The organism is Tepidisphaeraceae bacterium (assembly GCA_035998445.1).
Taxonomy (GTDB): domain Bacteria; phylum Planctomycetota; class Phycisphaerae; order Tepidisphaerales; family Tepidisphaeraceae; genus DASYHQ01.
Genome location: DASYHQ010000063.1, coordinates 25,365 through 40,582 on the forward strand (window position 1 = coordinate 25,365; position 15,218 = coordinate 40,582).

Annotated in this window: 13 protein-coding genes and 1 pseudogene; 11 read left to right on the plus strand and 3 right to left on the minus strand. The window is 61.5% G+C overall.

Annotated features, from left to right (window positions below; all coding sequences use genetic code 11):
* The first annotated feature begins 542 nt into the window (after positions 1-542).
* Positions 543-1,079: a DUF6036 family nucleotidyltransferase gene (locus VGN72_24045; GenBank protein HEV7302433.1), complete on the plus strand. Its 537-nt coding sequence runs from the start codon at positions 543-545 to the stop codon at positions 1,077-1,079.
* On the plus strand, positions 1,076-1,603 hold the full coding sequence (locus VGN72_24050; protein ID HEV7302434.1) for a hypothetical protein: 528 nt from the start codon (positions 1,076-1,078) through the stop codon (positions 1,601-1,603). Before VGN72_24045 ends, VGN72_24050 begins: the two co-directional genes overlap by 4 nt.
* A 386-nt stretch (positions 1,604-1,989) precedes the next feature.
* On the opposite strand, the gene VGN72_24055 is transcribed toward VGN72_24050, so the two are convergent.
* Entirely contained in the window at positions 1,990-2,418 is a 429-nt protein-coding gene (locus VGN72_24055; protein ID HEV7302435.1) for a hypothetical protein, read from the minus strand.
* Positions 2,419-4,269: 1,851 nt separating this feature from the next.
* Between VGN72_24055 and VGN72_24060 the strand changes: the two genes are divergently transcribed.
* The 5 genes from VGN72_24060 (at position 4,270) to VGN72_24080 (ending at position 9,448) form a co-directional block, all read left to right on the plus strand.
* On the plus strand, positions 4,270-4,467 hold the full coding sequence (locus VGN72_24060; protein HEV7302436.1) for a hypothetical protein: 198 nt from the start codon (positions 4,270-4,272) through the stop codon (positions 4,465-4,467).
* 285 nt (positions 4,468-4,752) lie between these two features.
* Positions 4,753-5,031, plus strand: coding sequence for a hypothetical protein (locus tag VGN72_24065; GenBank protein HEV7302437.1), 279 nt, complete (start codon positions 4,753-4,755; stop codon positions 5,029-5,031).
* Between the two features lie 256 nt (positions 5,032-5,287).
* The gene (locus VGN72_24070; GenBank protein HEV7302438.1) at positions 5,288-6,205 is read left to right on the plus strand and encodes a DUF1837 domain-containing protein; all 918 of its coding nucleotides are present in this window, start codon (positions 5,288-5,290) and stop codon (positions 6,203-6,205) included.
* 20 nt (positions 6,206-6,225) lie between these two features.
* Positions 6,226-8,856, plus strand: a complete 2,631-nt coding sequence (locus tag VGN72_24075; GenBank protein HEV7302439.1) for a DEAD/DEAH box helicase — start codon at positions 6,226-6,228, stop codon at positions 8,854-8,856.
* 352 nt (positions 8,857-9,208) lie between these two features.
* Positions 9,209-9,448, plus strand: a complete 240-nt coding sequence (locus tag VGN72_24080; protein HEV7302440.1) for a hypothetical protein — start codon at positions 9,209-9,211, stop codon at positions 9,446-9,448.
* Between the two features lie 202 nt (positions 9,449-9,650).
* Here the strand turns inward: VGN72_24080 and VGN72_24085 are convergent, their stop codons facing one another.
* Both VGN72_24085 and VGN72_24090 read right to left on the minus strand, forming a co-directional pair.
* Positions 9,651-12,251, minus strand: a complete 2,601-nt coding sequence (locus VGN72_24085; protein ID HEV7302441.1) for a DUF4268 domain-containing protein — start codon at positions 12,249-12,251, stop codon at positions 9,651-9,653.
* A gap of 395 nt (positions 12,252-12,646) precedes the next feature.
* Positions 12,647-13,216: a hypothetical protein gene (locus tag VGN72_24090; GenBank protein HEV7302442.1), complete on the minus strand. Its 570-nt coding sequence runs from the start codon at positions 13,214-13,216 to the stop codon at positions 12,647-12,649.
* Between the two features lie 319 nt (positions 13,217-13,535).
* Here VGN72_24090 and VGN72_24095 point away from each other — a divergent pair, with 319 nt between their 5' ends.
* From VGN72_24095 to VGN72_24110, 4 genes and pseudogenes are all read left to right on the plus strand, one after another.
* Entirely contained in the window at positions 13,536-13,901 is a 366-nt protein-coding gene (locus VGN72_24095; protein HEV7302443.1) for a helix-turn-helix domain-containing protein, read from the plus strand.
* Positions 13,902-14,141: 240 nt separating this feature from the next.
* On the plus strand, positions 14,142-14,309 hold the full coding sequence (locus VGN72_24100) for a hypothetical protein (GenBank protein ID HEV7302444.1): 168 nt from the start codon (positions 14,142-14,144) through the stop codon (positions 14,307-14,309).
* Positions 14,306-14,587: a hypothetical protein gene (locus tag VGN72_24105; protein ID HEV7302445.1), complete on the plus strand. Its 282-nt coding sequence runs from the start codon at positions 14,306-14,308 to the stop codon at positions 14,585-14,587. The genes VGN72_24100 and VGN72_24105 overlap by 4 nt, the downstream gene beginning before the upstream one ends.
* Positions 14,587-15,216: pseudogene (locus VGN72_24110) on the plus strand (recombinase family protein). The gene VGN72_24105 and the pseudogene VGN72_24110 overlap by 1 nt, the downstream one beginning before the upstream one ends.
* Positions 15,217-15,218: the final 2 nt, after the last annotated feature.

The following is a 15,218-nucleotide window of genomic DNA, read 5'->3' on the forward strand; positions in this document are numbered from 1 at the left end:
TCCATCGGGGCGTAGGCAGGCAGACGGCACGCGACGTCGCCGGTCACGAGGGCGAGTTCCACGACCCAACCAAACCCAGGCGACGCCGACCCTGCGACCTGGTGCCTGACGACGTCGTGTCTTGCAGCCCTCGGGCGAATTTTGCACTCGCCCCTCTCCACCCCGCGGCTTCGGCCACGGCATGCCCACCAAGATCGGGTATAGCCATGGCGGCAGGAGCCACGAGCCGATTCCGGGCCACGAGGACCCGGAAGACAAGGCACTGCCCTTGCGGGCACGGGTAGGAGGGGGGTCAGGCAGATTGGGTCGCGGTGCGCGCTGGCGTTGCCCGGACGCCAGACGAGGGGGCCACGATGTGGTGGGGAGCGAGCTTACGCGCTCAAGAGCGCAATGACGTTCCCGTTGCCATCGACGCCGCGCGGAACGTGCGCCGGAGCCCGCGATCGTGATCGCAGACTATTGCAGGGCCAGGTGCGGGTAATTCATGCGTCCATCCCTCGGGGTTGATGTCGTGCTAGAATGGGACGCGAGGAGATTCACGGATGGATGGGAAGACGATCCGCGTAGCGTTGGCGGAGGTCGGCGAAGCGTTGGCTGCGGGCGAGCAGATCGACATCCTGATCGTGGGAGGAACGGCTGGCATGCTCACGGGGCTGCTGCCCGACTACGTCGCGACCGACGACGTTGACGTGATGGACTGCCACATGCCGGCGGACAAAGAGGCGGTCTTCGACGCCGCAGAACGGGTGGCCCTAACGCTTGGCCTGCCCGGTTCCTGGATGAGCGACTTTGCGGCGCTGCACCGTTGGAAACTGCCGCGCGGTTGGGACGAGCGGAAGGTTCTGGTAGGGCTGTTCGGACGTTTGGTCGTCCACGCGGTTGGCCGGCAGGATTTCATCACGATGAAGCTGCTGGCACATCGCCAGAAGGACATCGATCACCTTTCGCACTTGCGGCTTGTTGCTGACGACCTCAAGTTTGTCCTTGATCGATTCGATGAATTAGAGGAAGATCATCCCGAGGAACGCGATGCGATTGCTCTAAGCCGAGCGATCGTGAAGGAATGGAAGTTGCCGTGAACGCCGATACCCTCAAATCCATGGCCTCCAAGTGGTCCAAGTTGGGCGCCATGATTGGCGGCTCCGTGGACACTTCGTGTTCGGTCGACGTCGAGCAGCTGTTGCTGGACACGGCTCGGTGCGCCTCCTCCAACGTTCGCCTGTTCGAGCTGGCGGTGACGTGGCTGGCGTCGTACGGCCACGTGGTCAACGCCCGAAGGCTCACGAAACTGATCCGGCTCCAGCTGGAACTGGCGCATCGTCCCACGATGGGATTGATGCTTGAGACCGCTGCCGTCCTGGGTCCCGTGAACGCCTCACTGCGTTACGGTGAGGCGATCGCTGCGTGCGGCCGAGCCATCGATCAGCGGCCGCTCTCCGACGCGTCCTGCTCTAACGACGTCCTCCGGGGTCTCGCCGAACGCACGGCCTCTGGGACCTCTCGCAGGTGGGGGCGGTGGATCGAGACGTTCGACCTGAAGCTGAACGCGTTGCGGCCCCGGGACTGGGTCGCGGAGCACAATCCCAGCTTGTTCGCTGCCTAGAACGGGACCCGAGAAGGTCGACGCGATACTTTCTCGGGTCCCGTTCTCCTCTTCATCCCAGCCTCACGGGCACCGGCGACATGCGGCCTTGGGCGTCACCGTTCGGCGGATGATCGCGCCGAGCGGCAGCCATGAGTTCTCCGCGTCCCCTATTGATCAATCACAAGACGATTGGGTCGAAATCACCCGTGCGGCGCACGCACCTGTACATTTTTGAACCATGGACATGTTCATTTCTCCAGAGGCCAGCGCAGTGGGGCGGTAGGGGCCGCGACGGCGGGATATCGTGGCCTTGGGCACGGGACCTTTAGTACCGCTGCGAGCGCATCGAGACGTTGCCCCGGCGGACCGCCCAGCCGATCGCCTGCTGCCTGCGATCGCATCGATCAATCGTGGTAGACCAAGGTGATCGAGCCCGACCTGAGGAGCGGCAGCAGGTCCGCCACCAGCATCTGCCGATCCAACCCCAGCCACTGGAGCGGGCTTGCACGCGTGAAGAAGATGTCCTCGTCGTGTTCGAGCTCGAGGAACTGGTTGTGGCTCCCCGCGTCGGGCAGGGCCAGTTCGATCGCGTCGGCGAGCGCCCCCGCCTCAGCGGCGGACAAAGTATCGCGGCCCCCTGGGGCGAAGGATCGACGCGCACGGAGTCGGCCCAGCGCGATGGCTCGGGTCGTCCGCCCACTGGTCCCCGTCGTCGGGCCTGAGCGATCCGCGTGATCGGGCATCCAGCCGTAGAGCTGGGCGACGTGCAGGAGCGCGTGCCAATACGGTAGGATCGTGCTCTGCGACCGCCCTGTCGCACCGCACAGCGTCACGTGGATCCTCGGATTGTCGTGGTCATCCTGCATTTCATGCTCAACGCCGGCTGATCGCTCCAGCACCGTACTCGTCACCGCACCGGACGCGCCTGGGAGGGCGGCGAGGCGCGTCCTCAGTCCCGCCCCCCGCGTCGCACGCGCGGCATCGGGAGGGCCCGCGGTCGGCATCGTCCGGATCGAAGCTGTGGAATCCCTAGGTAGCTTGACTGCTCCGCTGCCCGCAGGAAGGCGCCTTCCGGGCATAGTCAGGAGGTACGATTCATGTCAGGTCTCGACACGTAAATCGGGCGTCCCCCCGATAACGTCCTCCCGGGTGATGCCGGGCATCAGGCTGAAGATCGGCTCGGCATCGGCGATGGTGTGGACGGTCACCAACCCCCTGAAGAGCATTAGCCCCGAGGTCTTGGCCCGGCAGCACCAATGGCGTTACGGTCGCGTGCGTCCGATCGGTTGGGTCCCGATCGAAAGTCGAATTGCCGACCCGTCGCCCGCTGGCAATAATATCCTTGGCCGAGGACAGTAGCAACCGCGGCTTGCGGCGGTCAACGGGAGTAAGGTCAGTCATGCCCGGCAACCCGACGAAGCCCGGGACGGGACGCCGCGACGCGTTCGCACCTACCGTTTGCTCGCTCGCTATGGCGTGTCCAGTACATTGGCGGGTAGGGCTGTTCCCGACCTGCCCGACCGCGGTCGACGCACGCCGGTGCGGCTCATCCCTCGCCTGATCATCGTGCGACCACCTTCGGGAAGAGACGGGGGTCGACCGACCCGTCACGACTACGCCGCGCTATGGCACCGCCCCATCCAACACATCGGTCGCCACCGATTAGGCGGAGCAAGCGAAAGCGACAGGTAAAGCGTCAGGCGTCGCGCAACAGGCGTGAACAAGGAGACCGGTTGGCGATCGAGGACTTCACTCCCATCCGCATTGCGGTTCTGGGTCTGTTTTGGCCTTCGGATGTGGGCCGAGTGGGTGCAGGCGTGGCGGGTTCACCGGCGAACGGCGTGCGCGCGAATGGCAAAATCCGCGAGAGTGTGAGCCTCTTGCGCCTCAACCCCGTACGTCGACACGTAAGTTATTATAAATGCTCAATCTGCCATATTGGCTGCCCTGGTTGATTGCTGGACGAAATGGATGAAATGGACGGAATAGGCTCCGTGCGTCGGTCGTATCGGGATGCGGGATTTTGGTGCAATAATGCACCGGTCGTGGTCCTTAGTGAAACGCGCCACGGCGGCACTACGCAGTCCTTTGATCGGGGCGGGATCTCCATGCACGTCGGTGTCCGATGTTGGCGGCTTCCAAGACTCGAGCAGGTGGGCTGCGGCTCGCGACGATGTGCTGGACGGCCAGTTCGGTCCCTGACCGCACCCTGTGCGTCCCACTGGCACCGACCGAAGCCTCGGTTCCACCCGTACGCAAGCGAGCCGGGAATACCGTCAACCGTTCCGGGGGATTCGCCTTTGCACGAGATGACGATCGGTCGTTGCGGACATGGTAAGAAAGATCCCCCACCCCTTCCTCCCGCCAACTCGGGAGTTAACAGGTAGGCAGCCTCGCACACTTCGCGAGTCCCACACAACCCGTTGCCAGGCCTCACGCCGGCCCATCACGGAAGGTCGTTGCGGTCATCGCCTCCTACTGAAGGAGCAACGATGGCCAAGTACCCCGACCCGTCCGACCCGCAGAACATGAGTGTGGAGGACCGCTTCAACGAGGAGGCGTTTTGATCCTAAGCGGTGGCAGAATGCCGGGAATACGCTGCGCGAGCATGGTCTTCCCCGTGCCCGATGACATAGCGCTCATGCGTTCCTAGTTATTGCCACCGCGGTCCCCGCAGAGGGGGGGTGATCCCAGACCAAGTACAGGGCTGCCAACTGAAGGGTGCTAGTGCCGCGAATAACGAGACGCAGTGGGATTTCGTCAAGCCGTCGACGTTCCACCGCAAGGCCACGGTCGAGACGAACAACCAGATTGGCGTCGAATCGTGGAACTTCGTGCGGACGCACTTCGCAGGCTACGGGAAGGACAAGCGGTCGATGTAGGTCTTCCACCACACGCCAGCGATGTCACCTAGCTCGCTGCCCGCCCACGACCACCGGGACAACCTCAACGGCGGGTTTGCGTTCTCTGAGGTCACACGGACCACGGCATCTGCGGCACCCCGTGCCCGGATGGTGAACCGTGATAGATAACGAACTCACCTCTGTCGAGTTGATGTCGGGTCTCGAATACGTCAGAGCCATCGGGTACGCGAGGGCTACGCCACGGCAGAGCTGATCTGTAACCCCATCGCCAACGGCCAGGCAATCGAGTTGATAGAGGTCGAGGTGGTCGTCAATCACGATGACTCGGCCGTCGCCGTTGCGATCCGTGACGACGCCGCGCAGGCGACGTCGGCGGGGTGGACGTGGAACCTATTCAACCTGACGCCAGGCATCGGGGGCGCCGATGGCGACGGTGTCTGGACCGCAGAGGAGAAAAACTTTGGCTTGGGCCTCATGAAGGGAACGAGCCGCCGTAAGCTGGCAACGTTAATCAAGACGTTCAACACGGCCAACGTCATCGAGGCTCAAAGGCTGTCAGACTTCGTGCCACCAGCCGCGTAAAAGACCTCATTAGCAGTTACCAGACACGGGTGTTTCGCGGAGCGGCAATGGGAAGCAAAAATATTTCAAAGCGGGTTGGGCGGGTAGGTTGAGTACGAATTTCAGGTACTCAACCTACCCGCCCAAATTTCCACTTTCAAGCCCTTGCCGAATAATCCTTGTGAAAGTATCTGGACACCTGTCTACAATATCTGGGGGTGGCAGATCGGCGTCCGCTGATCTGGGTCTACAGCTGGGGGCAGGGTCGGAGTATGACATGTCACAGAAAGTCGCTGTCCAGCTTGGCGGACTCTCGAAGTATCTTGAGGCGTCTTCAGAGAATTACAAGGCGTGTCTAGATTGCTTGAAGCATGATCTCGTCATCGATGGGGTCGCTGTTTGTCTCCGTTTTCACTACTTAAAGTTCGACCCCAACGGGCGTCCGAAGTTCAAGGATCTGGCTGAATGCCTCGCTGATCACCTAATCGAATATAGCTTCTCCGCAAGTAGACGTGGACGGCCGGAGAAGGCTCATCACTACAGCCAACTTCGCCGCGAGGCAAAAAAGCTGCTGCGAAAGTCGTCCATGTCAGGTGAAGCGGGTGAAGTGCTTCTGTACTTTTTGCAGGAGGCAGTGCTTGGTGCCCCGCAGATGGTTTCCAAAATCGATCTCAAAACCAATCCCAATCTTGAAAGTCACGGGTCCGATGGTTTGCACATGAAATGGCATCAGGCGGACCAAGTGCTCGACATCTACCACGGTGAAGCGAAGCTCGAGAAAAGCGTTTCCAAGGCCATGTCGAACGCGTTCGAGAGCATGACGAAATTTCATGCAGACGAACTGGATGATCACGAACTTCGGCTCGTCACTAGCCATTACAAATGGGCCGATGGTCCGCTAAAGGACGCAGTACTGAGGTATGTAGATCGGAAACAGGGCGGCGGTGACTGTCGGGTGAACCATGCGTGCTTGATTGGCTACGACTGGAAGCTCTATAAGGGGTTGAGCGGGGAGGTGAACCAGATCATCGCGGACTTCAAACAGGCATACACCCTACGCGCTCCTAAATTACGTGACATGCTGGCGCGTCGTTTCGCTGCTTCAAATCTGAAGCAATTAAGGTTTGAGTTTTTCTTCATGCCATTCGATAGCGTTCAAACATTTCGCGACGCATTCCATGAGGCATTGGCGTAAGCAACGAAGGGGATGCGGTCGTGGAAGAACAGCTATCTGCAGGGTTACAGGGGCAAATTGCACGTTTGATCCTTGCTGATGTCGAACGACAGCTGCCTGGTCAAGGCGTGCAGACCTGGCGTTTCGACGCCGAAATTGAAGATTTCTTTCCCGATGCCGGCGTTGCCCTGATGACTTCGGAAATCTTCGAGATGATCTCTGCGGCGTCATGCCTCGCACTGTCTCCGCTTGCCGATGACCGCACGTGGGCCTTCGAGATCATCACTCGCGCTCTGCGCGTCGATCGCGGTCGTACACCCGCTATACGCTCCGCAGCCGAGATGGTCCTCTCGAGGCTTGGGAACTTTCCGGGCCGCAAGTTGCTTCGTGACGAATACGGCGTGGGCGAGGATGATTCAGGGCTCTCTCCTTACCTTTCGCTTGAAGTAGTCGCCCGTGAGATCGACAACACCGTTGATCTGCCAAGCGGGAGGGCACTTGCGCTAACCGATTTTCAGTACGACTTGTTTGAAGAGATGGGCAACTGGCCAGCTGCGAGCATCTCCGCCCCAACTTCGGCTGGTAAGTCGTTCGTGTTGACGCTGGACGTAGCACGGCGGATCCGCTCCTCCAAACGCTTTTCTAGCATCGTGTATGTCGTTCCAACGCGTGCCCTGATACGGCAAGTAATGCTGGATGTAATTCACGAGCTAGATCGCGAATCGATGACGGACGTTGCTGTGCGTTGCGTTCCGATACCCTTGCAGCCTAGCTCCTCCCGTCGCGCAGTCGTGTACGTCCTTACCCAGGAAAGACTGGTGAGCCTACTGCAGTCTGATGAAGGGGAGCCCGACGTGACAACGCTAATCGTCGACGAAGCTCAGGGCATCGGCGACGGATCGCGTGGCATTATCCTCCACTCTGCGACCGATGCCGTGCTGGCCAGATTTCCGAAATGTCGAACCTATTTTGCAAGTCCGACCTCTTCAAATCCTGGATATCTACTTCAGATTTTTCACCGCGAACGGGCCGCGCCGCCTCTCATCGAGGAGCATTCGCCGGTTTCGCAAAACATCATCTTGGTTCATCCGAAGAAAGGCGACCCGGAACGGGTAGACTTCTGGGTCTTGGTGAACCGGAGGAGTGTGTACCTTGGGGAGTGGGCGTTGGGCTTTCGGTTTGGCGGCGAACCGGTTCTCTTGCGGCGTGCGAGGATAGCGGTCGCGATCACGCGTTCCGGCGAGAGCACCATCGTTTATGCGAACGAACCCTCACAGGCCGAGGCATTGGCTGCGCTCGTGTCGGAGATGCTCGTAGAAAAACACAGCAACGAGCCGATTCCGACGGCGATTCAGGAGGTCGCATCCTTCCTGCGGGACCACATCCATCCCGATTACGGACTGATCAAGGTTTTAGAGCGAGGCGTCGGCTTCCACTACGGCGCGATGCCATCCGTAGTTAGATACGCGGTCGAGGAATTGTTCAGCGGCGGGCACCTTCGCTTCATCTGTTGCACGAGCACGCTGCTGCAGGGTGTGAATCTTCCCGCAAAGCACATCGTCATCGAGAACCCAAGTCGAGGTCGCGGGAGACATATGAGCCGCCGTGACTTCGTGAACTTGGCGGGGCGAGCCGGCCGACTCTGCAAAGAGTTTCAAGGTAATGTTTGGTGCCTCTGCCCAGAAGCGTGGGAAGTGAAGTCTTATCGGGGAGACGTGTTGCAGCCAATCACGTCGTCATTCGAGGAGACCCTCTCTGATGGTGGCTCACTGATCACGCAAGCTATCGACGGGACCGTTCCACCGGACAAGGTCGAGCTGGCCACGGCCGCATTGGGCAAGGTCTTTGCAGAGTTCACGCAGGCAGGGAAGAGCTTGGCCGACTCACAGTACCGGACGGACAGCAACGCCGAAGGTCTACGGCAGACTGCGGAGCGTTGCGCCGCGATCAAAGTGGACCTTCCGCCGCGCATCTTCGAGAGGAACGCGACCATTCTTCCGATGCGGCTGCAGGCTCTATATGAGTATCTGCGGAATCAACCTGATCTGATGCAATGGACCCCGCTACCAGTTCACAATTCCGGCTCCCAGGTTCGGTTGAAGCTGATCTTCCAGACTGTCGAACAGATTCTGGAGGAACGTCCTCCCGAAGATGAGGGGTACACGCTGTGCGCGTGGTTGGCTGGCGAGTGGATCCGCGAGGTCTCGCTGAAAGATATTATTGAGGAGCGACGCCGGTGGTTGGTCAACAACGACCGTGATGCCGAAATCGACAAGGTCATCGCGGATATCATGGGGATTCTTGAGAACGATCTCCGGTACAGGTACACGCGTAACCTGCGAGCATACAGCGAGATTCTCGCCGTAGTGCTCGACGACGTTGGGCTGCACGAAGCCGCAGACCATCTAGTCCCGCTGCAACTGTTCCTGGAATGCGGCGCATCAAACCCGATCACGATCAGCCTGATCTCGTTGGGGCTGTCGCGCACGACAGCCTTGCTTATCCGCAAACGACTGCCATTCCCCGTCAACGCTAACCCGGAGGAATGCCTCGCGATCATCGCCGCCAGCGACGATTCCCGGTGGAATATTCCGGCGATCTGCGCAGCAGAAATCAAGTCACTGTGTTGGTCGCCAGTCAGACGTGCGGAGGCACAGCGAGCTAGACCATAAAGAGCTTGCAGATCAGTTAGACCAGCTGGAAGAGCTGGCGGGGGTATTCTGCGCCACAAAAGATTCAAAGGTCTACAAAGCGATCTCGTCAGTTTTGCGAATTGTACTGCTGGGTTCGAGCGGCAATGCCGCGCTCGTCGCGGACGTTCTACCGCAGGTGGATCTGCCTGTTCTCGTGTGCCCAGCTAAGGGGGATAAGAGTTTGACGTCCATACAGCTCCCTGCTCAGCTGCAAGTCAACGGACCGAGTGGGATCACGTTCGGTGCGGGCTGCGCGTTCGGGCAGGTCAGGATGAACCTGAACGCATGTAACTTGGCACTCTCGGGCGTTCTTGCCACTGACGGAAGGACGATGAAACTTCCCCAATGGCTCGCGCAGAAACTACTCAAAGGGCATTGGACCATTGCGCACGTGATCAAAACGATCGCAAACAAGGGCGGTGGCGCCCACTTCGAACCAAACGCTGACATTAACGCCATGGAGGCCGTAGTCAATTTCCACCGGATGGCAATCGCCAGAATTGGCACGGAACTGGCGCCGGCGATCCGCCACCAGCTCAATATCGCATACCCAACGACCGCGCGTCGTTGATTTCTGCTGCCAAGCAATGTTTCATTCAGATGGAATCGCGCTGTGCAACCTCAGCTGCTTGTCCCAGACACGAAATGAAGCACGCATAATCAGTCTGCATTCAGAAACGTCCGTTCGGGAATGGCATCGCAGACGCGCCCGAGACCGGTGTAGGCACGTCGCGAAGGGCGATGACCGCTGACCGTTTCGGAATGGCTGCCGCTTAGGCCTTCTGCAGATGAGCGTCGTACAACGCGCGGTACCGCCGCAGCGTGTCTTCCAGCCACGCAAACCGCTCCTGCCACGACGTCCAATCCGCGAAGGGCGTGAACCGGTACACGCCGACCCAGTGCCAGTCGTCACCGGGTTCCATCGTGGCGTTCGGCACCGGCGGTGCCGCCAGCTGTCCCACGTTCGCGACGGTGATCTCGTAGTGCTTGAGCGCATCCTTACCGGTGAACTTGAAGCCCACCCACACCCAGTTTCGTTCCGGTGCGATCTGGACCACCAGGTGGATGCCACGTTGTAGCTCGCCCTGACGAACGTAGCGTTCCTTCGACTTCTCAATCACGACGACATCGTCGAAGCGCAAGCGGTCAGCGTTCATCTGGAAGCCTTTCCAGAACGTGGCGCTGGCATCTTTCAACGATTCGTTGTCATCGTCGAACTTCGTGAGGATCCGCGGCGTGAAGACGTCATGAAATCGTTTGAGCTGCACGGCGAGCCAGTCGTGTTGCCGTGACCAGTCGCCCCGATCGGCGGCCTGGGCTGAATCGAGGAATACGGCCACCCTGGGCGTCCGCTCGTCCGACAGCCACTCGACTTGGTAGCCCAGCTCCGACTCGATCGCGGTCTCGTCCTGGCGGACGATCTCCAAATCCCTGATCGCGCCGGCCCCGCGGAAGTAGAGCTCGACGTTGACGCACGCCTCGTCCGTGTCCGTGGCAACGGCGAACGCTGCCCCGGACCGACCGGCACTGTACGACACATGATCTCGATCGGACGGTTTCGCCGGTACTAGGTCGGGTGCCACGGTGGCAAGTCGCACGCTGAACTCTTGCCAGTACTCGCCCCGCAGGGACTTGAGGGTCGCCTTGTCCGCGTCGGTGACGACGACGCCGTCCGACTTTCCGGGGCGGTAGGGCGCCTTTGAAAGACGCGGCCACAGCTTGGCGATATCGCCCGCCAGTGTCTGTCCCCGCTTGCCAATGTCGGCAGCGTTCCACGTCGCCAGCGTGGTGAAGTACTTGTTGAGCTGAGCGTTGCTCTTCTTGAATAGCCCTCGCTTCACGTCGAACGGACGATTCGAGAGGTTCGGGTTGTACCCGGTGAGCGTGAGATTGCCGATCGTGTGCAGCCACGCGTCGTGAGCCGCCTGCCAGTCGACGCCGAGCATCTCCTGCCACGCGTTCGCGAACTTGCCGTTGCCGTCGATCGACTGCGGCAGCACGTGCTCGATCGTTAGCTTCTCCAGTTCGGGGCCTTCTTTGTGACCGTGTGCCCGTTCCAGCCCGCGGAGGACCAGCTCACATTTACGGCGCTCACGCCGATAAATGGGGAAGCCCAGCAGGGCGGTGGTAAACGCCGCGTCGTCCGGCCAGCCCTTGGCCGCCCAGTACGTCCGCAGGTCCTCAACCGGATTGCCATCGATCGCCTTGATGGCGGCAGTCATGAGTTCGTTGTAGGAGCGCGTCGACTCACCGCAGATCGAACGCCGAAGGACGAAGCTCTCGAGGTCCGCGATGCACGCCAACACGGCGTCAAGGCTCAGCGAGCCGGCCGCCTCCCGGGCGAGCAAGTGCATGAGCAGGGGGTACGCCGTCGTTACGTCCAACAGGCTGACGCGGTCGAGCGCGGACTCAAGGCGGCCGTCGGCGGCCGTCCCTTTCCGCCGGAGGAGTTCCTCGAACTTGGCGAAATGGCGGAGTTCGGCGAGCAGATCTTCCGCACCGATGTCGCGGGCTCTGACCTGATCTTTGAAGTCCACGAACGTCGCGCCCCTGCGGGCGTAGGCGCCGTCCCGCATGAGGTAGTTGCGGTAGAACGCCGTCGGGTCCAGCGACTCCTGGTCCTCGCCGGCCTCGAACACGGCCTCGAACGGCACCCAATTCTGACGGTTGAACTCGTCCTGTTCGGCGAGCGGCACCCTCATGAAGATGAAGTTGCGGATCAGGTCCGACTCGGCGAGTGGCAGTCCCGTGGAGTTCAGGCTCTCGAAGATCTCGTATGGGTTCTCGCCCTCGACGGTGACGACGACCAGCGACAGCCGTCCCGTCGCCGCGGCCAACAACGACTTGAGCCGTCGCTCCTCATCCCCCTTGGCGTACTCGCCGACCGACGCTTTGAAGAATCGGTGGGCCCGGACGATCCCGTCGCGGCGGGACTGCTCGGCGGCCTTCCCGTCCACGATGGCGAACAGGACCTCACGGTCGCCGACACGTGGGACGACCTTGTACCGCTTGAGGCCCTTTGCCCGCTTGTGCCAGAGGAACGTCTCGCTGACGTCCTCCGCAAGCTCGGGCAGTTGGGCCTCCGCCGCCACGTCGCGGATCGCCGTCAACAACACCGTGAGCGTCGTCAGCCGCTGTTGCCCGTCAATCAACAGGTACTCTGGCGTCTCGCCGGGCATGTGGTTGACCGGCGTGCACACGAGCGGGCCGAGGAAGTGAACCCGGAGCCTCGCATCCTCGACCAGCGACCGCAGGTCGTCCCATAGGCGTTGCCAGTTCTTCAGCTTCCAGGAGTAATGACGTTGGAAGAACGGGATCAGGTACTGATCGCCCACGTACAGGATGTCTCGAACGGTCTTCGCCTTGGCGTCCATCAACCCCTCCGAAGTGGTCGGTCGTGTAACTCGGTCACCTGAAATCGGACGATCCGTTTCGATCGCCACCGTCGTGTTCGCGGCGTGGATTTTACAAGCAAGGCGACACTTTACGAAGACCCCCGCCTCACCGTCCGCCCCGTCCGCCCCGTCCGCCGAATCGAACGTGGTTGTCAGCGTCCCCATTGGTCCCCGCCGGCTCCGATCCCTCTAATCGCCGACGAGGGCACCTTCCATCCTCTCGGGGGCCCTTGCGACCTTCGCGAGGATCAGAAGAGGGTCCCCAACATCCAGGGGGCTCCCCGTGTCACACCGAATGAACAACGGGGTGCTAAGGGAGGGCGGACGCTGCGGACGAGGCGGACGGCTGCAGGAGACTGGACGGAGCCCGGCCATCAAGCGACCGTTCCACTGTTCCGGCGTTCCAACCACACATCGACTTGGGACGGAAAGGATCGGAAGGGCACGGCGACATCTTCCTCGGCATCAGCTTGGGGAGTCGCCACTCCATCCCGCGATGGGATGAACATCAGCCCCTCGCCAGCCTTGCCGAACGCCTCGGCTTCACCGGCCGAGTAACACCGGGCCGTGTACGCACAGAGCACCGCGTCCAGTTGGTGATTCGTGAACCCACTGCAGTCGATGCCGGTGATGCCTGCCACCGAGGCGCAGATCGCCCCGGCGTGCTGCTTGTAATCCTTCGGCTTGTGCGGGATGCCCAGCCGCGCCCACACCGCCCGCGGGTACGTCTCGATCACCTTGACGTCCGCCAGGTGCATCGACTCAATCTCGTACCATCGCACGAACAGCGAGGCGACGCCCGCGAAGGACCCGACGTGCTCGCCGGTCGCCGCCTGCAGCATCGTCTCACAGCTGCGCCGCGCGTAGTTCTCGGCAGTGTGATCGGGCACCGACCGGGGCGCATCCACCGCCACGATTATGCGGTCACGTGGGAAACGGCTCATGTACCCGATCAGCTCCGAGGACCTGCGAAAGTGGTGGGGCGGCTCGACCAGGGCACCTCCCGCATTGAGTACGGCGACCGCGGACGAGGCCTTGGCACTGACCGCCGAGCACCCGAGGTCGATGCCGACGTGGTATTCGTAATGGTTGCCAAGTCCTATCAAGGTCCGCCCTCACCCCTGTGAGATGGGGTCATAGAGCACAATAGCGTCTATTGGGCGTTATTCAACGGTGCGATAGGACCTGTGGGGCGGTTTAGTGGTTCCGTCGCCGCCATACCCTTGCCAACTGGGGAACAGTGACCCAGGGCACGGGAGCGACATGGCGGCGGCAAAGGGCGATCTGGCGACGGTCTTCGGCAAGCGGCTGCTGGCGCTGCGGGATGCGGCGGGGCTGACGCAGGAACAGCTCGCCAAGGCATCTGGGTTTGACTACAAACACATCGGCTCGCTCGAGCGGGGCGACAAGACCCCATCGTTCGAGGCGATCGAGCGCATCGCCGGCGCCCTCAAGGTGCACTACTGCGAGCTGTTCCTGCCCGCCGACCTTTCCATCGTAGCCAAGGGCGAGCAGGGCCTGCGGATCCTCGTGCGCGACTTGGAACGGCACGGGTCGCCCGCCCTTAAACGCTTCCTCGCCCAGTCGCTGGCCGCCGCCGTCGCCCTCGCCAAGTCCGATCCCAGTTGACCACTGTACCGGACGCCATCCGAGCCCAGATAATTGTCGAGATCTATTAGAAGGGCGAACTGCGCCCATAATTGTTCGATAAATTGTCGGGTGATTTAATGGTGCAATGAATAATGCAAACGTCCTGCTCCACGCGGGTGGCCACGGCGCCTGGGACCCTATCAACCCGGTCGACATGCCCCCGTCTCCTTCGACCACGTCGACATCACCCTCTACCCGCTGAAGCACACCGCGCGGCGAGTGCGAACGTACGTCGCCATCCTGATGGAACGGCGGAACGTTGGAACGGTCCTGTGCCGGTCCAACGGCACGTACGAGGCGACGCGGGCGACCGGCGGCCGGACCGAGTACCACCACTCATTGGCAGAAGCCGCGACCTACCTGGCCGCAGACGGGATCCTCTCATGAACGGGATCACACGCTTCGCCACGGGCAAGATCGTGGCCACGCCTGGCGCCGTTGAGGCCGTCGATGCGTCCGGGGAGGGCTTTGGTCCATTTCTGGCTCGGCACTGCGTAGGGGACTGGGGCGAGGTCTCAGCGTCGGACGCCCGGGCGAACGAGCGTGCCCTGGCCAGCGGCGAACGCCTCCTTTCGGTCTACCGGACGGCTTATGGCGTCAAGATCTGGATCATAACGGAGGCCGACCGCTCCGTTACGACGGTGCTGCTGCCGGAGGACTACTGATGTCAGAGTTTGTTAAGCCCGTCGCCATCTACGCTCGCGTCTCGACCTCGGACCAGACGCTCGACGCTCAGCTCTGTGACCTGCGCGAGTACTGCCGGTCCCGCGGATGGCGGGCGGTCGAGTATACGGACCAGGGCGTGAGCGGGGCGAAGGACAGCCGGCCGGGTTGGAACGCGTGCTGGGACGCCGTGCAGAAGGGGCACCATCCCGCGCTGGTCGTCCACGCCTAGGACCGGGTGGGGCGATCGTTGCCGCACCTGGTGAAGATCATCACGTTCATGTCGGAGCGGAACGTTGCGCTCGTGTCGTACCGCGAGAACCTGGACCTGACGACGGCGGCGGGGCGGATGCTGGCCGGCATCTTCGGCGTGATGGCCGAGTACGAGCGCAGCATCATCAGTGAACGGACGAAGGCGGGGATGAGGGCGGCCAAGGCGAGGGGGAAGCGCATAGGTAACCAGCAGGCTCGCTTCTTCGATCGTAAACGGGCTGCGGAGTTGAGGGCGTCGGGGATGGGACAAGTTCGGATCGCCAAGACCCTGGGTGTCGGCGTGGGCACGGTGAACAAATGGGCCCGAGCGCAGCAACCACGTGAAGTGATCTCGAGGCCCGCGCTGCGCCCGTTATAAGC